Origin of the sequence: Nitrobacter sp. Nb-311A (assembly GCF_000152905.1) — a bacterium.
Taxonomy (GTDB): domain Bacteria; phylum Pseudomonadota; class Alphaproteobacteria; order Rhizobiales; family Xanthobacteraceae; genus Nitrobacter.
Map to the genome: position 1 here is coordinate 93,298 of NZ_AAMY01000013.1, position 19,515 is coordinate 112,812.

The 19,515-nt window shown below is 61.7% G+C and carries 3 protein-coding genes; all 3 read left to right on the forward strand.

Annotated features, from left to right (window positions below):
• Nucleotides 1–34 precede the first annotated feature (34 nt).
• Nucleotides 35–9,790 carry a non-ribosomal peptide synthetase gene (locus NB311A_RS06875; RefSeq protein ID WP_040674198.1) on the forward strand — a complete coding sequence of 3,252 codons (9,756 nt, stop codon included), beginning with the start codon at nucleotides 35–37 and terminating at the stop codon, nucleotides 9,788–9,790.
• Nucleotides 9,791–9,792: 2 nt separating this feature from the next.
• The gene (locus tag NB311A_RS06880; protein ID WP_009797779.1) at nucleotides 9,793–16,356 is read left to right on the forward strand and encodes a non-ribosomal peptide synthetase; all 6,564 of its coding nucleotides are present in this window, start codon (nucleotides 9,793–9,795) and stop codon (nucleotides 16,354–16,356) included.
• Nucleotides 16,349–19,515 (forward strand): non-ribosomal peptide synthetase (locus NB311A_RS06885; protein ID WP_009797780.1); only part of this gene is annotated, 3,167 nt, incomplete at its 3' end. The genes NB311A_RS06880 and NB311A_RS06885, both read left to right, overlap by 8 nt.

The following is a 19,515-nucleotide window of genomic DNA, read 5'->3' on the forward strand; positions in this document are numbered from 1 at the left end:
GATTTCTGACCGAAACCGACAGGGATTCGAGAAGATGAAAGATGACAACCTTGTCGAACGATTGCGGGAGCACGTCGCGCGCCGGCCGGATAAGGTGGCGCTACGTTTTCTGGAGCAGGATGGTGTCGCCGAGGAACTCACATTTGCGGAGCTCGACGAGCGGATAAGGTCGGTCGCAGCGCGGTTGCAGCAGTTAGGCGGCGCCGGGGAGCGCGCGGTGATACTGCTGCCGAGCGGAATCAACTACGTCGTCGCTTTCTATGCCTGTCTGTATTCTGGGGTGATCGCTGTTCCGGCGTACCCGCCCGAGGAAAGCTCAGCGCGCTATGCCGGACGCCTCAATGGTATTTTGCGTGACGCAGCGCCTCGTTTCATCCTGGTGGAATCCGGCCTCTGTTCTCTTGTCGAGGCGGCTTTTCCTGAACTGACAAACGTTCAGATCATCGCTGTGGACTCACTTTTGACGGAACCAGCCGCGGACTGGCGCGAGACCAAGCTCGCAACGGACGCAGTCGCGTTCCTGCAATATACGTCCGGATCGACATCGCAGCCAAAGGGCGTTTGCGTCTCGCATGGAAACCTCGTGGCCAACGAACGTGCCATCGAAGCCGCCGCAGGCGGGACGCTCGATGATGTTTTCGTGAGTTGGCTGCCGCTATATCACGACATGGGGCTGATCGGCGGACTCCTGAATCCATTGTTTACAGGCTTTACCGGCGTTCTGATGTCGCCGCGTAACTTTCTTGAACGGCCGCGGCGCTGGCTCGAAGCTATCGATCGCCACGGCGGCACTTTGAGCGGCGGGCCTGATTTCGCTTTTGCTCTGTGTACCGATCGTATTTCGGATGAAATCATCGACCGTTTGGATCTGAGTCGATGGAGATTCGCATTCTCCGGGTCGGAGTTTGTCCGCCATACCACCGTGCGGAGGTTTTGTGATCGATTCGCGCGGGCCGGGTTCAATCGGCATGCGTTAAATGCTTGTTATGGTCTGGCCGAGGCGACGCTGCTGGTAACAGCGAGTGACGGTACCGCGGAGACTATCAGCTACACGCTCGACACTGCGAAACTCGCCACAGGCGTCGTTGCTTGCGCAAGCAAGGGGACTGACCTCGTGGCGTGCGGTCGACCTCCCGCCGATCATGCAACGCGCATCATGCGGGTGGACGGATCAGCTGCAGCAGAGATGGACGAAGTCGGTGAGATCTGGGTGACCGGTCCCAGCGTTACGCTCGGATATTGGAATAACCCGGATGCCACGCGTCAGGTGTTCGTGGAGCGCGATGGCGCCCGTTGGCTGCGCACAGGTGACCTCGGCTTCATTCGTGACGGCGCATTGGTGGTCGCTGGCCGTCTCAAGGATGTTCTGATCGTGCGAGGACAGAATATCTATCCGACTGATGTTGAACAGGCGGTCGAAGCCGATGTGGAGTCGGTTCGCAGAGGAAGGGTCGCTGCTTTCGCGGTCGAGGCGGACGGACAGGAAGGCATCGGGGTCGCGGCGGAATTCAGCCGAGCTGTTCTCAAGGGCGAAGATCCTGAAGTGCTGGCGGAAGCGATCGGGCAGGCCGTACTTCGGCAGGCGCAGGAATATCCGGCCGTGATCGTTCTGTTGAATCCGCGAGCCATGCCGCTGACGACCAGCGGAAAACTTCAGCGTTCGGCCTGCGCGGCGCGATTGGCCAGCAACACGCTTGATAGCTTCATGGTGTTCGAGAGAGGGCGCCGCCGTGATGGCGCACCTTTAACGGCGCCTGTGACCGACACCGAGCGCGCCGTATCTTTGATCTGGTGCGATGCGCTCGACCTAAAAGCCGTGCATTGCGAGGATGATTTCTTCGTCCTGGGAGGAAACTCGCTCAAGGCCGGTCAGGTCGCTTCTGCGATCCGCGAACGTTTCGGCGTTGAACTGGAGCTGCGCAGTTTTTTCGACGCGCCGACGCTTGCTGGATTTGCAAAACACATCGAGAGTTTGGCGCAAAACCGCTTCCGTCCGTCGCCGTCGATTCCCAAGGCCGCATCGGCCGACCGCACGACGTTGTCGCATGCGCAGGAACGGTTGTGGTTCCTGTGGAATATGGATCCGGCAGGGACCGCCTATACGGTCGCAAGCACGATCAGGCTGAACGGAAAGCTCGACCATGCCGCCCTAAGAGGCGCGATCGATCAGATCGTTTGTCGTCACGAGGCGCTGCGCACCACATTCGTTGCAATCGAGGGCCGGGCAACGCAAGTCATTCACGATGCAATGAACGTTGACAACAGGCACGAGGATCTTCGCGCCTATCCGGCGAACATCCGCGATGCCCGTGCGGCTGCGATAAGACGATCCGAACTCGCCAGGCCGTTCGATCTTGTGAACGGACCGCTATTTCGGGCCATATTACTTCAACTCGCGGATGACACACACGAACTGCTGCTGCTTGCCCATCACATCGTTGTCGATGGCTGGTCGCTTGATGTCTTGCTTCAAGAGTTGTCCGGTCTCTACCGAAGCGCGCTCGGGGAGGAGGTTGACCTGCCGCCGGTGCCGGCGGTTCAGTATGCCGATTTTGCTATCTGGCAGCGAAACTGGTTGGCGGAAGGCGAGGGCGACCGCCAACTCGAATATTGGCGTACGAAACTGGGTGACGTGCATCCGCTGCTGGCGTTGCCGCACGATCGCCCGAGGCCGATGACGCAAAGTCATGGCGGAGATACGGTCGGCCTTGCGATCGACGGCATGCTGGCCGCGCGGCTTCGGAAGATTGCCGCAGAGAATCGCGCAAGCGTCTTCATGCTGATGCTCGCCGCCTATCAGCTGCTGCTCTATCGCTATTGCGGACAGAACGATTTGCGGATCGGTGTGCCGGTCGCGGGACGCCAGCAAGCGGAGCTCGAACGCCTGATTGGATGTTTCGTCAACACACTGGTGCTGCGCGCGGAGATCGTCGATGACACAAGCTTCACGAGCTTGCTCCGACAGGTCAAGGAAACGGTAATCCAAGCGCTGTCGCACCAGGACCTGCCCTTTGAAATGCTGGTCGATAGCCTGCGTCCTGAACGTAACGGTGGCCACAACCCGCTGTTTCAGGCGAAGTTCAATTATATGACGGCCCCGCGCGGCTTCAACGGCGTCGACGGACTCTCGGCCGATATCGAAATCATGGATCTCGCGGGTTCTCACTTCGACCTGGCGCTCGATGTGGTCGATAGCCCGTTTGGTATGAAAGCGACCTTCAACTACGCGACCGACCTTTTCGATCGACCCACGATCGAACGATTTACCGTGCAGTTTGGTTCGATGTTGCGCCAGATCGTTGATGACGTAGAGAGACGAATATCAGACTTCGTCATTGATGATGCGAATCGGCAGGTGTTGGCGTCGCAGCCCACAACGTTTGAATTTGACGATGTGGTGAGGCTCCATCGTGCCTCGACGTCCGGCGAAGACGCCGCAGTTGCGGTTCGATGCGGGGACGAGACGCTGACATTCGCTGACCTTGAGAAGAAATCGAATCGTGTTGCGAACATGCTGATCGCCCGCGGTGTGACACGCGAGGTGGCGGTCGCTCTGTGGATAGAGCGCTCGCCGGCCTTCGTTGTCACGTTGCTTGGCGTGCTGAAGGCAGGCGCTGCTTACGTGCCGCTTGATCCAAAATGGCCGCTGGAACGCGTCAGGCGCATTCTCAACGAGGGGCACATCGAAATCCTGCTTGCGGCCGCCGAGAAGCTGACAGAATCCCACGTGCTCGATTGTGTCGTGATTGACGCGAACGCTGAAACGACGAACCAGGCAATATCGGATAGTCCGCCGGAAACGGTAATTCATCCGGCGCAAACTGCTTATGTTATCTATACGTCCGGGTCGACCGGAACGCCGAAGGGCGTCGCCGTCCCGCATGGTGCGCTCGCCAACTATGTGCAGGCTTTCTTGCAAAGGTTGCAGCCGCAATCCTCGGCCAGCATGGCGATGGTCTCGACCGTGGCGGCTGATCTGGGTCACACGGTGCTGTTCGGCGCGCTTGCGTCTGGAACGACACTGAACCTTTTGTCTCCGGAGGCGGTGCTCGATCCGGATGCATTCGCGCAAGCCGTGGGAGAAGAAAAGGTTGGAGTCCTCAAGATCGTGCCGAGCCATCTGCGCGGTTTGTTGCAGGCGCGGCGCTCCGCCGATCTGCTGCCGTGTGAAACGCTCGTTCTGGGCGGAGAAGCCTGTGACGCGATGCTGCTCGATGAAGTCCGGCGTTTGCGTCCGCATTGCCGGATTATCAATCACTACGGACCGACAGAAACGACCGTCGGCGTCGTGACCCATGAATGTGTCTCGGTACATAAGAACGAGCCGGTCCCGATCGGCTTACCGCTCGCCAATCTGCGCGTTCATGTTCTTGATAACTCCCTCAATGAAGTGCCGATCGGAGTTACAGGAGAATTGTATATCGGAGGTGCGGGCGTCGCGCGAGGTTATCGCGGTGCTGCAGGCTTGACCGCAGAACAATTTGTGCCGGATCCGTTCGGTCGAGCCGGAGATCGGCTTTATCGGACGGGTGATCGCGTCCGTTGTGATCGAGCGGGCCGGCTGATCTTTATCGGCCGCAGCGATGACCAGATCAAGCTACGCGGCTACCGCGTCGAGCCTGACGAAGTCGGCCGCGCCCTTAAGGCGCTGCCGGGAATCAATGACGCTGTTGTTATCGCTCGCAGCATCGACGGGCAGGCGGGACGGCAGGAACTCGTTGCATATTGCGTGCCCGGTGACGGCGTGACTCTGGAAGCGGAAGCGGTCAAGCGCCAGCTTTCAGCAATCGTGCCCGATTATATGGTGCCATCCCATATGATTGTGTTGGAGCGGCTGCCGCTGACATCCAACGGCAAGATCGACCGCAAAGCCCTGCCCGAAACGGCGGGAAGTGCCGTCCTCTCGACCTATGCCGAGCCCGCCGGAGATACCGAGGCGACGATCGCGGAAGTCTGGCGTGAAGTCCTGGGGCGCGAGCGCGTCGGCCGTAATGACAATTTCTTCGAGCTTGGCGGCGATTCCATTCTGAGCCTGCAGATCGTTGCGCGTTTGCGTAAGCGGGGCGTTCGCGTGACGCCGAAGCAGATCTTCGGCCAGCAGACGATAGCCAGCCTCGCCGCGGTCGCGGTTGTCACGACGGATTCTGTCGCCGGAAAGGAAAAGCACGGTTCGCGGATCGGCAACGATCCGGCAACTAGCATGCGTCATCTGCTTCCGATCCAGAACCGTTTCTTTTCCGCGAAAATCGGTAACCGGAATCATTGGAATCAGGCGGTGTTGTTGATTCCGCAAGCGCGGATGAACTGGGATGTGCTGCGGCGCGCGTTAACGGCGGTCGCGGAGCACCATGACGCGTTGCGCTTGCGGTTCAAGCAGGTGCATGGCGGGTGGAGGGCAGAGAAGGATATCTCACCGGCGCCGTCGGATTTATTATGGACACATGCCGGTGTCGGTGACGCCAAACAGGTGACCGCGCTTGCTTCCGCCGCGCAGAAGAGCCTGTCGTTGTCGTCAGGTCCTCTATTGCGCGCCGTCGGCATGGACCTTGCCGATGGCAGCCAGCGGCTTCTACTCGCGATCCATCATCTGGTGGTCGACGGCGTATCCTGGCGTATCCTTCTTGAAGACCTGGCTTCAGCTTATGAGCAGCTTGAGAAAGGCGATGCCCTCGAACTGGCGCCGAAGAGCGACTCTTATGCATCATGGAGCGAACGTCTGCACGCCTACGCGGCCTCCGCGGAACTGGCTTCCGAACTATCTTTATGGCTCGATTGCGAGGCGGGCTCAGCTCTTCCTTGCGATGACAATCATGGGGTTGTCGACCTTGTAGGAGACACCGAGGAAGTGTCTCTCGTTCTCGACCCCGACCTGACATCGAGCTTGTTAGAGGAGGCGCCCGCCGCCTATCGGACGCGGGTCAACGATCTGATGCTGGCGGGCCTTGCAAGAGCCGTCTCGCGCTGGAGCGGATGTGAGGATGTGACGGTCGAGCTTGAAGGCCACGGCCGCGAAGACATCTTCTCGGGAGCGGATGTTTCCCGAACGGTCGGGTGGTTCACCACGGCATTCCCCGTGCGGTTGCAAGGCGGGGGCGACGACGCCTCTCTGATCAAGGCGGTCAAGGAGAAGCTTCGCGCTATCCCGAACCACGGACTTGGCTATGGTGTGTTGCGCTATCTCGGCTCGGACGAACAGCGTCGTGTCCTGGAGCGAGTGGCGGAGCCGCGGATCGTTTTCAATTATCTCGGCCGTTTCGATAGCAGCGTGGGGGAATCGTCGCGTTTTTCATTTGCTCCGGAGAGTCCGGGTCCGTCTCGTTGCGCTTCTGGTCCCATGAGAGGGTGGTTGACGATCAATGGTCTGGTGCGTGACGGCCGGCTGCGATTGTCCTTTGAATATGGCCGCAAGCGCTATCGCCGCGCGACAATCGAACGATTGACGAGGCTTTACGAGACAGCGTTACGGGAGTTGGCAGCTCATTGCTGTAGCGGCGTGTCTGGCCTCACCCCGTCTGATGTCGCGTTGTCCGGACTGCGGCAGGTCGATCTCGACCAGTTGGGAGTTGCGCTGGATGCGCGCAACATCCAGGACATCTATCCCCTCTCGCCGATGCAGCAGGGCATGCTGTTCCACGCTCTCCGTGATGGCGGCAACGATGCCTATGTAAATCAGGTCGGAATTGAACTACTCGGCTTCGACGCCGGAAAGCTCCGGATGGCATGGCAAGCGGTCAGCGACCGGCACGCCGCGTTGCGGACAGGCTTTATGTGGCGGAGTCTCGCGGGTGCCGCTCAGCAGGTGGTGTATCGTCATGCGGCGGTGCCGTTCATTGAAGAGGATTGGCGGCAGCGAGCGGTCGGGCTCGAACGCGGCGACAAACGTGCGGAGCTGGATGCCGCGCTCGCCGAAGTATCCCGGCAGGAACGCGAGAAAGGATTCGACCTTGCGCAGGCTCCATTGCAGCGCGTGCGCCTGATCCATCTTGACGACAAGCGCCATTGGCTCATCTGGACCCACCACCATATTCTTGCCGATGGCTGGAGTTCGGCGCGGCTGGTTGCTGAGGTCCTCCAGCATGTGAGAGATGGCGTCCTGCCAGCGGCGCAGGGTAGCTATCGCGATTACATCGCATGGCTTCAGGGGCGTGATTCCGCAAGCGCAGAACGGTTCTGGCGCGGCGCATTGGCCGAACTCGAAACGCCCACTCTGCTGGCGAATGCGGTGGTCACGAACAAGGCGTCGGACGACCTGGGGCACGCCAGCACTGTGCTTGCGGTGAATGCAGAACTGACCTGGTCACTGAAGTCGCTCGCGAAACGCGAGCGGGTGACTCTCAATACGGTCATTCAGGCTGCGTGGGCGCAACTGTTGCGGCGTCTTTCGGGACAGTTCGCGGTCTGTTTTGGCGTGACCGTATCCGGCCGTCCGGAAGAGCTTCCCGGTGCCGAAGAGACGGTCGGCCTGTTCATCAACACACTGCCGATCGTCGATGCACCGAGCCCGCAAACGCAGGTGGGAGATTGGCTGCGCCGGCTACAGGAGCAGAACCTCGTCCTGCGCGAGCACGGCTGGACGCCGCTCTACGAGATCCAGCGCTTCGCGGGCCGCGGCGGGCAAACATTATTCGACAGCATCCTGGTGTTTGAGAACTATCCGATCGAGGAAGACCTGCTGCAGGCCGGAGAGAGTGGCCCGCGCCTGGGGCGCGTGGATCATGTCACCCCCACCAACTTTGCGTTGGCGGTGGCCGTGTTCGCGGGGAACGACCGCCTCAATCTCGAATTCAACTACGATCGGGCCCAGTTCGATGGGGCAACCATTCAGCGCCTTCGTGACATGCTGCTCGGATTACTGGAGCAGATCGCATTCGACGCAGGCGGTTCCCTCGGGCGACTTGGATCGGCGGCTGGCTATGAAACCATGGTTCTCAACTGGAGCGGCGCTGCACAGCCGCCGCCGCCCGCCTCCTCTATTGGCGTCGTCGCGCACATAGAGGCGCAGGCGGCGCAAGCGTGCTCGTCTGTCGCCGTTATCTGGCGCGATCGGCACCTCAGCTACGGCGAATTGAACAGCAGAGCTAACCAGCTTGCCAGGTGGCTTCATGCCCAGGATATCGGGCCGGATTGCCTGGTTGGCATCGCTTTGGCGCGCAGCCCGGAAACGATGGTCGCGCTGCTTGCGGTCCTGAAGGCAGGTGCTGCCTATCTTCCGCTCGATCCGGATTATCCGGCCGAACGACTCGTCCACATGCTGCGCGACAGCGGGGCGCGGCTCGTCCTGACGGAAAGCGAACAGCTCAAGTCGCTTTCGCCGGTGCTGGATGAGATCGCTGTCGAGACTCTCTGCATCGATCGGCCGTCGCTCTTTGCCGGAGAGGACACCGGCAATCTGAATATCGAAATTCATCCGGATAGCTTGGCCTATGTGATCTACACGTCGGGGTCGACGGGTACGCCGAAGGGTGTGGCTGTCGCGCATGGTCCGCTTGCCATGCATTGCGAGGCGATCAGCCGGCTTTACCGCATGACGCCGCGAGATCGGGAGTTTCAGACCGCGTCCATCAACTTTGACATCGCGCACGAGCGCTGGCTGGCGCCGTTGATGGCGGGCGGGTCACTGGTTTTGCCTTCCCGGCCGGGCCTGCTGATCGACGATCTCGTTTACGAGATCGAGCGAAGCTCGGTCACGACGATATTCTTACCGCCCGCCTATGCGGATCAGTTGAGCGCGGCATTGCGGCAGAGCGGACGAAAGCTCTCGATCAGGGCATGCATCGTCGGTGGCGAAGCCTGGTCGGAGACCGGGATCAAGGCGGTTCGTGAGACAGTCGATGCCGACCTTCTGATCAATGCCTATGGTCCGACTGAGACGGTGATCGCGCCGACCGCTTGGGTCGTTGACGAGGCAACGTTGCAGCCCGGGCAGACTGCGCCGATCGGACGGCCGGTTGGCGCCAGAACCGCCTACATTCTCGATGCCGACCTCAATGTCGTTCCCGCCGGTGTCACGGGCGAGTTGTTCATCGGTGGTGCCGGACTGGCTCGCGGTTATCTGAACCGGAGTGCGATGACTGCGGAACGGTTCATTCCGGATCCCTTCGGCGCTAACGGCGACCGCCTGTACCGGACCGGAGATCTTGCGCGATGGCGCGATGATGGTGTGATCGACTATGTCGGTCGAGCCGACCAGCAGGTCAAAATCCGCGGTTTCCGCATCGAACTTGGGGAGATCGAGGCTTGCCTGATCGAGCAGCGCGGCGTGCGCGCCGCGGCCGTGGTGGCGCAGGATAGCAAGACGGGACGCCATTTGGTCGCCTATGCGAGCGGCGATCCGACCTTGGACGGTGCGGCGTTACGCGACGCGTTGGCCGCCGTGTTGCCGGATTACATGGTGCCCGCGACGATCGTCGTGCTCGAGCAATTGCCGCTTTCCCGCAACGGGAAAATCGACCGGAAAGCATTGCCGAAACCGCATGAGGGCATGCTGGCGTGTCGTCGCTATGAAGCGCCTGAGGACGACGTCGAAATCGCATTGGCGAGGATGTGGTCCGAAATACTCGACGTCGAGAGGATCGGGCGTAACGACCACTTCTTCGAGCTCGGCGGGCACTCGCTGCTTGCCGTGCGGGTGCTGAGTTTGGTGTCGCAGGAATTCGGCGTCTCCATACCGATCTCGGATCTGTTCGCGCATCCAGAACTCGCCGCGTTTGCGCGCGTCGTATCGATCAGGTTGATCGAACAGGAATTCGATGCCGAAGAACTTCGGGAACTGATCGCGGTGGAGCAGTGAACATGGTCGATATGGCAAAGCCGGATTTGCGTGCTCTCGATCCCGCGCAGGTGAGAAGGCTTGTAGCGCGCGCCAGGGAACGTGGCCGGACTGTTGGTGAGAGTTTAGAGACGATTCCGGCGGTGCCGCGGGGCCAGCCGCTTGAACTTTCCTTTGCGCAGCAGCGCCTTTGGCTGCTGGCGCAGCTCGATGGCGCCAACTCCAACTATCACATTCGCGGCGCATTAAATCTTTCCGGTGAGCTTGACGCCGACGCATGGCGTCAAAGTCTTGATCGATTGTTCGCGCGCCACGAAGCGTTGCGCAGCGTCTTTCGCGTGGTTGGCGGGCAGCCGCGCGTCGAACTGTTGCCGTCGGACGAACATCTGCCGGTGCTCGAACATGATCTACGCGGCCGCGACGATCTCGAACATGAAGTCGCGCATTTGTGCCGCGAGGAATCCGTCAGGCCGTTCGATCTTTCGGCCGGACCATTGATCCGCGCCCGTTTGATCCGAACGTCGGAAAAGGCGTATCTCTTCCTGCTCACGCAGCACCACATCATATCAGACGGCTGGTCGATGAATGTATTCGTGCGTGAGCTCTGCGCCCTTTACCGGGCGCTGACAGCCGGTGCGGACGATCCGCTGCCGCCGCTTCAAATTCAGTATCCGGACTACGCGGCATGGCAGCGGAAATGGCTGGCCGGGGATCGATTGGAGCGGCAGGTCGACTACTGGCGGCAAGCGCTTGCCGGCGCGCCCGTGGCGATCGAGTTGCCCACCGATCGGCCGCGATCGCCGGAGAGGTCTTTCGCCGGCGCCACGCTGCCGGTCGAGATCGATCGTGATCTCACGCAAGCCATCAGGCGGTTCAGTCAGAAGCACGGCACCACGGCGTTCATGACCGTGCTTGCGGCGTGGGCGGCTGTGTTGTCGAGACTCTCCGGCCAGACCGACCTCGTGATCGGAACGCCGATAGCCAATCGCAACAAGCGCGAGATCGAGGGCCTGATCGGGTTCTTCGTCAATATGCTTGCGATCCGCGTGGATCTTTCAGGCGCGCCCGATGTCGCCGAATTGCTGAGGCGTGTGCGAGCGACGGCGCTCGCGGCTCAGGATCACCAGGATCTTCCCTTTGAGCAACTCGTCGAGGTCATTCAACCTCCCCGGCGGCTGGAACACCCGCCGGTGTTTCAGGTGGTATTGGCGTGGCAGAACAAGTCAGCGCCAGTCCTCGAACTGCCCGGCCTCAAGGCCGAGATCGTCGATGTTCCGCTTCAGCAGGTCAAGTTCGATCTTGAACTTGACCTTGGCGAGACGGAGGACCGCATCGTCGGAACCTTAAATTATGCGACGGCGCTGTTTGAAGAAGCGACGATCATGCGTCACCGGGATTACCTGTTGGCTTTGCTGCATGCCATGGTCACCGATGCCGATCGGATTGTAGACCATATCGATATCGTCGGTGACGAGGAACGAAAGCTCGTTTTGAAAACGTGGAACAGGACCGCCGCGCCGTTCCCGTCCGAACGCTGCATCCACCAACTGTTCATGGATCAGGTTCGCCGCGCGCCTGAAGCTGTGGCAGTGGTTCATGACGGTATTCACCTGAGTTATGGCGAGCTTGATGCGAGAGCCAATCAGCTTGCAAGGCATTTGATCGCATCGGGCGTTGGCCCGGATCAGCTCGTCGCCATCTGCCTGCCGCGCGGTATCGGGATGATCGTAAGCCTGCTCGGAGTCCTCAAGGCAGGCGGCGCTTATCTGCCGCTCGATCCGGTTTATCCAGCGGAGCGGTTGCGACAGATCGTGGAGGATGCAAGGCCGAAGCTGTTGATCGCCGATCACGGTCGATGCGCGACCTTCGCGGATGCTGCGTGCGAAATTCTCGATCTGGATGCGAGCGCTTCGACGATTGCCGAACTGGCGTCGCCTGCTCCGGAAGCCGTAGGGCTCACATCAAGGCATCTCGCCTATATCATCTACACCTCCGGCTCGACGGGAAAGCCGAAGGGTGTGATGGTCGAGCACCGCGGCGTGGTAAATCTGGCGCTGACGCAGCAGGAGATGTATGCCGTCTCTCCGTGCAGCCGCGTCGCGCAGTTTGCCTCGTTCAGCTTCGACGCCAGCGCCTGGGAAATCGTCATGGCGCTGTGCTCGGGAGCCGCGCTGTTCCTTGTCGGTCAGCGCGAATATCAGAGCACGTCCGACCTGATCGATTACCTGGTCGACAACGCGATCACGCATGCCGGTTTGCCGCCGGCAATGCTGCAAGGACGCACCGATCTCGACCGGCTGGCGACGCTGAAGGTGCTGGTGCTCGCAGGTGAATCACCAAAAGCGGAATTGATCAAGAGCCTGCCCTCGAGCGTTGCTGTCTTCAACGGCTACGGGCCGACGGAAGTCACGGTATGCGCGACCACCTGGCTGCGCCCGGCGGATTTTAACGATGATGTGATTCCCATCGGCCGCCCCATTCCAAATCAGCGAGTATATCTGCTGGACCGCTTCGGTGCGCCCGTTCCGCTCGGGGCGACCGGCGAGATCTACGTCGGAGGGGCTGGAATCGCCCGCGGTTACCTCAATCGCACTGAGTTGACAGAAGAGCGCTTCAAGCGCGATCCGTTCGCCGACGACGCGAGCGCGCGGATGTATCGTACCGGCGATCTCGGACGTTATCTGCCGGATGGCAATCTCGAATTTCTCGGCCGCAACGATCTTCAGGTCAAGATCCGCGGTTTCCGCATTGAATTGGGGGAGATCGAATTTCGCCTGAACGAGCACCCGAGCGTGTCCGATTCGGTGGTTCTTGTGCGTCACGATCACAATGGGGATCCTCGTCTGATCGCTTACGTTGCGACGGGTGAGCGCACTGATGCGGCGCCAGATGCCGGTGAGTTTGCGGCTGCTATGCGCAGCCATCTTCGCTCGCTCTTGCCAGACTACATGGTGCCGTCGGCCTTCGTGCGGCTGGACGCCTTGCCGCTCACTCCGAATGGCAAGATAGACCGCAAAGCGTTGCCTGCTCCGGAAGATGATGCTTTTGCAAGGCGCAGCTTCGAGCCGCCGCAAGGTGAAACAGAGGAGGTTGTCGCCGCGATCTGGACAGAGCTGTTGGGCGTCGACCGGATCGGACGAAACGATCATTTCTTTGAACTTGGCGGCCACTCGCTGCTTGCTGTCCGTTTGCTGGAGCGGCTGCAGCGTCATTCGCTTGTCGCGGACGTGCGTACGCTATTTGCAAAGCCTGTGCTGGCTGAATTCGCCGCCGGCCTCAAGGTCGCTGCAGACATTGACATTCCAGCTAATCGGATCACGCCGCAGACGGCCAGGATCACGCCCGAATTGCTGCCGCTGATCGCGCTGACCGAATCCGACATCGACCGCATCGTCGCTGCGGTACCCGGCGGCGTTGCGAATATTCAGGACATTTATGCGCTGTCGCCACTCCAGGACGGCATTCTGTTTCACCATCTGATGGCGAAGGAAGGCGATCCATATCTTCTGGTCGGCCAGATGGCGTTCGAACGCCGCGATTTGCTCGACCGCTATCTCGCCGCCGTTCAGCAGGTTATCGATCGTCACGATATTCTACGCACGTCCATTGTATGGGACGGATTATCCGCGCCTGCGCAAGTGGTCTGGCGAAAGGCTGAGGTCGCTGTCAGAGAGGTTGTCCTCGATGGCGAAGCCCCCGCGCAAGAGCAGCTCGCGCACCGCTTCGATCCGCGCCACTATAGGATCGAACTCAGCCAGGCGCCGCTGCTGAGGTTTGCAATCGCGCGCGACCCTGCCACCGGGCGCTGGCTGCTTCTGGCATTGCTGCATCATCTGATCGGCGATCACTCCACGCTGGAGGTGATGCACGATGAAGTTCGGAAGATATTATCCGGGCGTGGCCATGAGCTTTCAGCGCCGCATCCGTTCCGAAACCTGGTAGCGCAGTCGCGCAAGCCTGAGGCGACCGCGCAGCACGAGCGCTTTTTCCGGAGCATGCTGGCCGACATCGACGAGCCGACAACGCCGTTTTACCTCGACCGAGTGCATGGCGATGGCGGCGGCATAAAGGAAGCCCGGCGTATGTTGCCCTCGTCGCTCAACGATGGCCTTCGCGCGTTGGCGCGGCGCATGGGCGTGAGTCTTGCCAGCCTGTGTCATCTGGCGTGGGGACAAGTTGTGGCGAGGAGCAGCGAACGCGAGCAGGTCGTGTTCGGCACCGTTTTGTCCGGCCGTATGCACGGTGGCGGCGCCAGTGATCGCAGCATGGGTTTGTTCATCAACACATTACCGTTGCGGCTTGATCTCGACGGCACACCAGTTGAGGACAGCGTTCGTCAGGCTCACGACCGGTTAACCGAACTGATGGTGCATGAACATGCTTCGCTGACGCTGGCGCAACGATGCAGCGGCGTCGCCGCGCCGGCTCCGCTGTTCAGCTCGATTCTGAACTATCGGCACAATGCAATGCCGGGCGGTTCATCCCCGGACCACGGTGGCAGCGGAATACAGGGCGTCGAGTGGCTCGGCGGCGAAGAGCGGACGAACTATCCTTTGATGATGGCGGTCGAGGATTATGGCCGGGCGCTTGGTCTGACCGTTCAAGTGGCTCGCTCGCTTTCGGCCGATCGCATCTGCGGTTTGATGCAGCATGCGCTCGATCAGTTGATGAGGGCATTGGAGCATTCACCTCGCTCGCCGGTTCGACAATTGGATATTTTGCCTTCCGAAGAACGTCAGCGGCTGCTGCAAGCATGGAATCAGACGCAAGCTGATTATTCGCGCGATTTCTCGGTCGTCCAACAGTTTGAACGGCAGGTTCGGCGTTGTTGGGGTTCGATTGCGCTGGTGTTTGGTGAGGAGGCGCTGAGCTATGGGGAGCTGAATGGGCGTGCGAACCGGCTGGCGTGGCGGCTGCGGGCTCGCGGGGTCGGGACCGATGTTGTTGTCGGGCTGTGGTGCGAGCGCGGCGTCGGCATGATGGTGGCGCTGCTTGCGGTGCTGAAGGCGGGCGGGGCCTATCTGCCGCTGGATCCGGACTATCCGCAGGAGCGGCTGACGCACATGCTGCGCGACAGCGGCGCGGCGCTGGTGCTGACGCAAAGCGCGCTGCGCGGCCGGTTCGCGGCGGTGCTGGAGGAGACCGGCGCCGAGGCCTGGCTGATCGATGCGCAGCCCGAGGGAGGGAACGACAGCAACCCGGCCATCGCCGTGCCTCCCGAGAGCCTGGCCTATGTGATCTACACCTCGGGCTCGACCGGCGTTCCGAAGGGGGTGATGGTCCGCCACGATGCGGTGACGAACTTCCTGGCGACGATGGCGGAGCAGCCGGGCATGACGGAGAAGGACCGCGTGCTGGGTCTGACCTCGCTGTCGTTTGACATCGCGGTGCTGGAACTGTGGCTGCCGCTGACGGTCGGGGCGCGGGTGGTGCTGGCCGATCGCGCCGCGGCGCAGGATCCGGGCCGGCTGAAGGCGCTCGCGGCCGCGCATGAGGTGAGCCTGATCCAGGCGACGCCCGCGACCTGGCGGATGCTGCTCGATCACGAGGGGGCGCTTCCGTCGGGCTGCCGGGTGCTGTGCGGCGGCGAGGCGTTGCCGCCGGACCTGGCGCGGCGGCTGGTGGCGCAGGCGGGCGAGGTCTGGAACCTGTACGGCCCGACCGAGACCACGGTGTGGTCGGCGCGTCATCGCCTGGATGCGGCGGACGCCCGCCCTGCGCTGGGCCGCCCGATCGGCAACACCACGCTGTACGTTCTGGATCATGATCTCAACGTTGCACCTGTTGGGGTTGCCGGCGAGCTTTACATTGGCGGTGCGGGACTGGCGCGGGGCTATTGGCGGCGCGGCGCGCTGACGGCGGAGCGCTTCATGCCTGATCCGTTCGGCCTGCCCGGAGCGCGGCTTTATCGCACCGGCGATGTGGCGCGATGGGGCGAGGACGGGGTGCTGGAGTATGTCGGGCGCGCCGACCATCAGGTGAAGATCCGCGGCTTCCGGATCGAGCTTGGCGAGATCGAGGCGCGGCTTGCGGCGCAGGCGGGCGTGGGTGCGGCGGTGGTGGTGGCGCGCGAGGCCGGGACGGGACGCCAGCTTGTCGGTTATGTCAGCGGCGAGGCTCTGGATGCTGCGGCGCTGAAGGCTGCGCTGGCGGCGTCATTGCCGGACTACATGGTGCCGGCGCGGATCGTGGTGCTGGAGCGGCTGCCGCTGACGCCGAACGGCAAGATCGACCGCAAGGCGCTGCCGCCGCCGGACCGGCTTGCGGCTTCGGCCGAGCACATCGCGCCGCGCACGCCGGCGGAAGCCGCGCTCGCGACGATCTGGGCGGAGCTTCTCGGCCAGCCTGTCATCGGCGTCACAGACAATTTCTTTGAGCTTGGCGGCGACTCGATCGTCGCCATTCAGCTCGTCAGTCGTATCAAGCGCGATCTTGGCTATGACCTTCCGCTGAACCGGCTGTTTGACATGACGACCGTCGAAAGTATGGCGGTTGCGCTTGCGCCCGAAATGGAGGTCGACAAGCGTAGCGACGACATCGCCGCGATGCTCGACATGCTGAAGGAACTCGAGTTTGCCGATGAGTGACACCGCCGCCGCGCATAAGCAGCTTCGCGACATCTCTCAGCGATTGATGCGCCTTGACGCCGCCAAGCAGAAGACGTTCCTGACGCAGCTTGCGGCACGGGGCGTCAATCTCGCGATGTTGCCGATCGCGCGGCAGGAACGGACACAAGCGCCGTTATCCTTCGCGCAATCGCGGCTGTGGTTTCTGTGGCGGATGGATCGGGATAGTGCCGCCTACAATATTTCGGCGACCGTGCGGATACGCGGCAACCTTCAAATGCGGGCGCTGCAGCAGGCGTTCGATGCGTTGGTCATTCGCCATAGCGCGCTGCGCACGATCTTCCGGCAAGAGGGCAGCGAAGCTGAACAGATCGTGCTCGATCCGCAACCGGTCACGTTGCGGCAGGTGATGCTCGATGGCGACGACCGTCCAGGGCAGGCGCGTCTGCTGGCGCGTCAGGAAGCCTTGAGGCCTTTTGATCTCGAGGCGGGTCCGCTGATGCGCGTCACATTGCTGGCGCTCGGGGAGGACGATCATTTTCTCGTCGTCACCCTGCACCATATTGTGGCCGACGGTTGGTCGATAGGCGTGCTGGTTGACGAGTTCTGGAAACTATACGCGGCCTTCGCGTGTGACGAGACGCCGACGCTAGCGCAGCCCGACATTGAATATGCCGACTATGCCGAATGGCAGCGGTTATGGATAAGTGCAGTCGATGGCGGACGGCAGGTCGAATACTGGACTGCCCGTCTCAAAGATCCGACTGTGTTGCAGCTTCCAATCGACCATGCGCGGCCGGCGGTTCCTGATCTCGCCGGATCTGCGCTTCACCTCACGCTCGATCCGGCGCTTGCCGACGGGTTGCGTGCGCTGGCACGTCGGCATCGGACGACTTTGTTCGTCGTGCTGTTGGCAAGTCTCAAGCTGCTGCTTTATCGTTACACTGGACAGTCCGACATCTGTGTGGGCGTTCCTGTCGCCAACCGCCACCGCGATGAAGTCCGCGGCGTGATCGGACTGTTCGTCAACACACAGGTGCTTCGCACGGAGATCGACGGACGCGCCACGATTGCGGACTTCATAAACTCCGTCCATTCGGCGACAATCGAAGCGCAGGAGAACCAGGATCTTCCATTCGAGCGCTTGCTTGAAATTCTGCAGCCGAAGCGCAGCCTGAGCCAGAATCCGCTCTTTCAGGTTCTCTATAACCACCAACACCGGCGCGCGTCGGGCAATCCGCCGAGCCTGACCAACCTGCAAATCGAAAAGATTGATCCTGAGGTTGAGACCGTCAAATTCGACCTCGCCCTCGATAGCGAAGAAGGGCCATCCGGCGAAATCCGCGCGATCTTCACCTATGCTACAGCGCTGTTCGAGGCTTCCACGATTGAGCGTCTCGCGTCGCATTGGATCACGATCCTGAGAGTGATGGTTGAGAAGGACGCGCAGCCGATCGCCGGCATGGAGCTGCTATCGGAGCAGGAATGGGCCAGACTGCGGCAGTGGAATGACAATACCGATACCGGAAGTGCGTTCGAACCCGTGCATCGAACGGTTGCGAAGTTCGCGCGCGAGACGCCGGATGCTCCGGCGCTGATCTTCGGGGACGAGGTTATCACCTATGCCGAGCTTGATCGTCGCGCTAATCGGCTTGCACATCGTCTGATCAGGCTGGGCGTTCGCCCCTCCGATCTGGTCGGCATTTCGGCGCGACGTTCGCCGTCGCTCGTCATCGCGTTCATTGCGGTCCTGAAGACAGGGGCAGCCTATCTGCCGCTGGATCCGGAGCATCCGGCGACACGACAAGTCGATACCCTTCGCGACGCCGGCGCGCGCATCGTGCTGAGTGATGCTGAAGGCACGACACTGACGACGCCGGCCGAAATTGAAGTCGTTCCGCTTGAGTTGTCCGATCTCGAAGCGGAGCACGAAAGTGAACCTGAAATCAAAATAGCGCCCTCCAGCCTGGCCTATGTCATCTATACTTCAGGGTCCACCGGGGTTCCGAAGGGCGTCGCCGTCGAGCATGGGCCATTCGCGATGCATTGCGAGGTTACCGCTGGTCTTTACGACATGGATCGAAGCTCACGCGAGCTTCACTTCCTCTCCTTCACTTTCGACGGCGCCCATGAGCGCCTCTGGACGGCGTTGACGTGCGGCGCCGCGCTTGTGATGCGCGACGGCGATCTGTGGTCGGCCGAGCAGACGCTCGATGTGCTGCGCGAAAAGCGTGTCACGAACGCCGGATTTCCGGCGGCCTACGTGCAGCAGCTTGCAGACTGTGCGGCGTGGCACGGAAATCCGCCGCCGGTCGAGCTGTACTCGTTTGGTGGCGAGGCGATGCCGAAGGCCGGCTTCGACAAAATCAAACGCGCGCTGAATCCGCGGACGTTGATCAACGGCTACGGTCCGACCGAAACCGTTGTGACGCCGTTGCTCTGGAAGGTCGACGCCAGCGCAGAGATCGACGGCAGTTATGCGCCGATTGGGCGTCCGGTCGGACGCCGTTCGGCCTACGTTCTGGATCATGATCTCAACGTTGCGCCTGTTGGGGTTGCCGGCGAGCTTTACATTGGCGGTGCGGGACTGGCGCGGGGCTATTGGCGGCGCGGCGCGCTGACGGCGGAGCGCTTCATGCCTGATCCGTTCGGCCTGCCCGGAGCGCGGCTTTATCGCACCGGCGATGTGGCGCGATGGGGCGAGGACGGGGTGCTGGAGTATGTCGGGCGCGCCGACCATCAGGTGAAGATCCGCGGCTTCCGGATCGAGCTTGGCGAGATCGAGGCGCGGCTTGCGGCGCAGGCGGGCGTGGGTGCGGCGGTGGTGGTGGCGCGCGAGGCCGGGACGGGACGCCAGCTTGTCGGTTATGTCAGCGGCGAGGCTCTGGATGCTGCGGCGCTGAAGGCTGCGCTGGCGGCGTCATTGCCGGACTACATGGTGCCGGCGCGGATCGTGGTGCTGGAGCGGCTGCCGCTGACGCCGAACGGCAAGATCGACCGCAAGGCGCTGCCGCCGCCGGACCGGCTTGCGGCTTCGGCCGAGCACATCGCGCCGCGCACGCCGGCGGAAGCCGCGCTCGCGACGATCTGGGCGGAGCTTCTCGGCCAGCCTGTCATCGGCGTCACAGACAATTTCTTTGAGCTTGGCGGCGACTCGATCATTTCGTTGCAGATGGTGAG

Coding starts and splice junctions, on each gene's coding strand:
- NB311A_RS06875 (WP_040674198.1), top strand. CDS start 35: ATGAAAGATGACAACCTTGTCGAACGATTGCGGGAGCACGTCGCGCGC.
- NB311A_RS06880 (WP_009797779.1), top strand. CDS start 9,793: ATGGTCGATATGGCAAAGCCGGATTTGCGTGCTCTCGATCCCGCGCAG.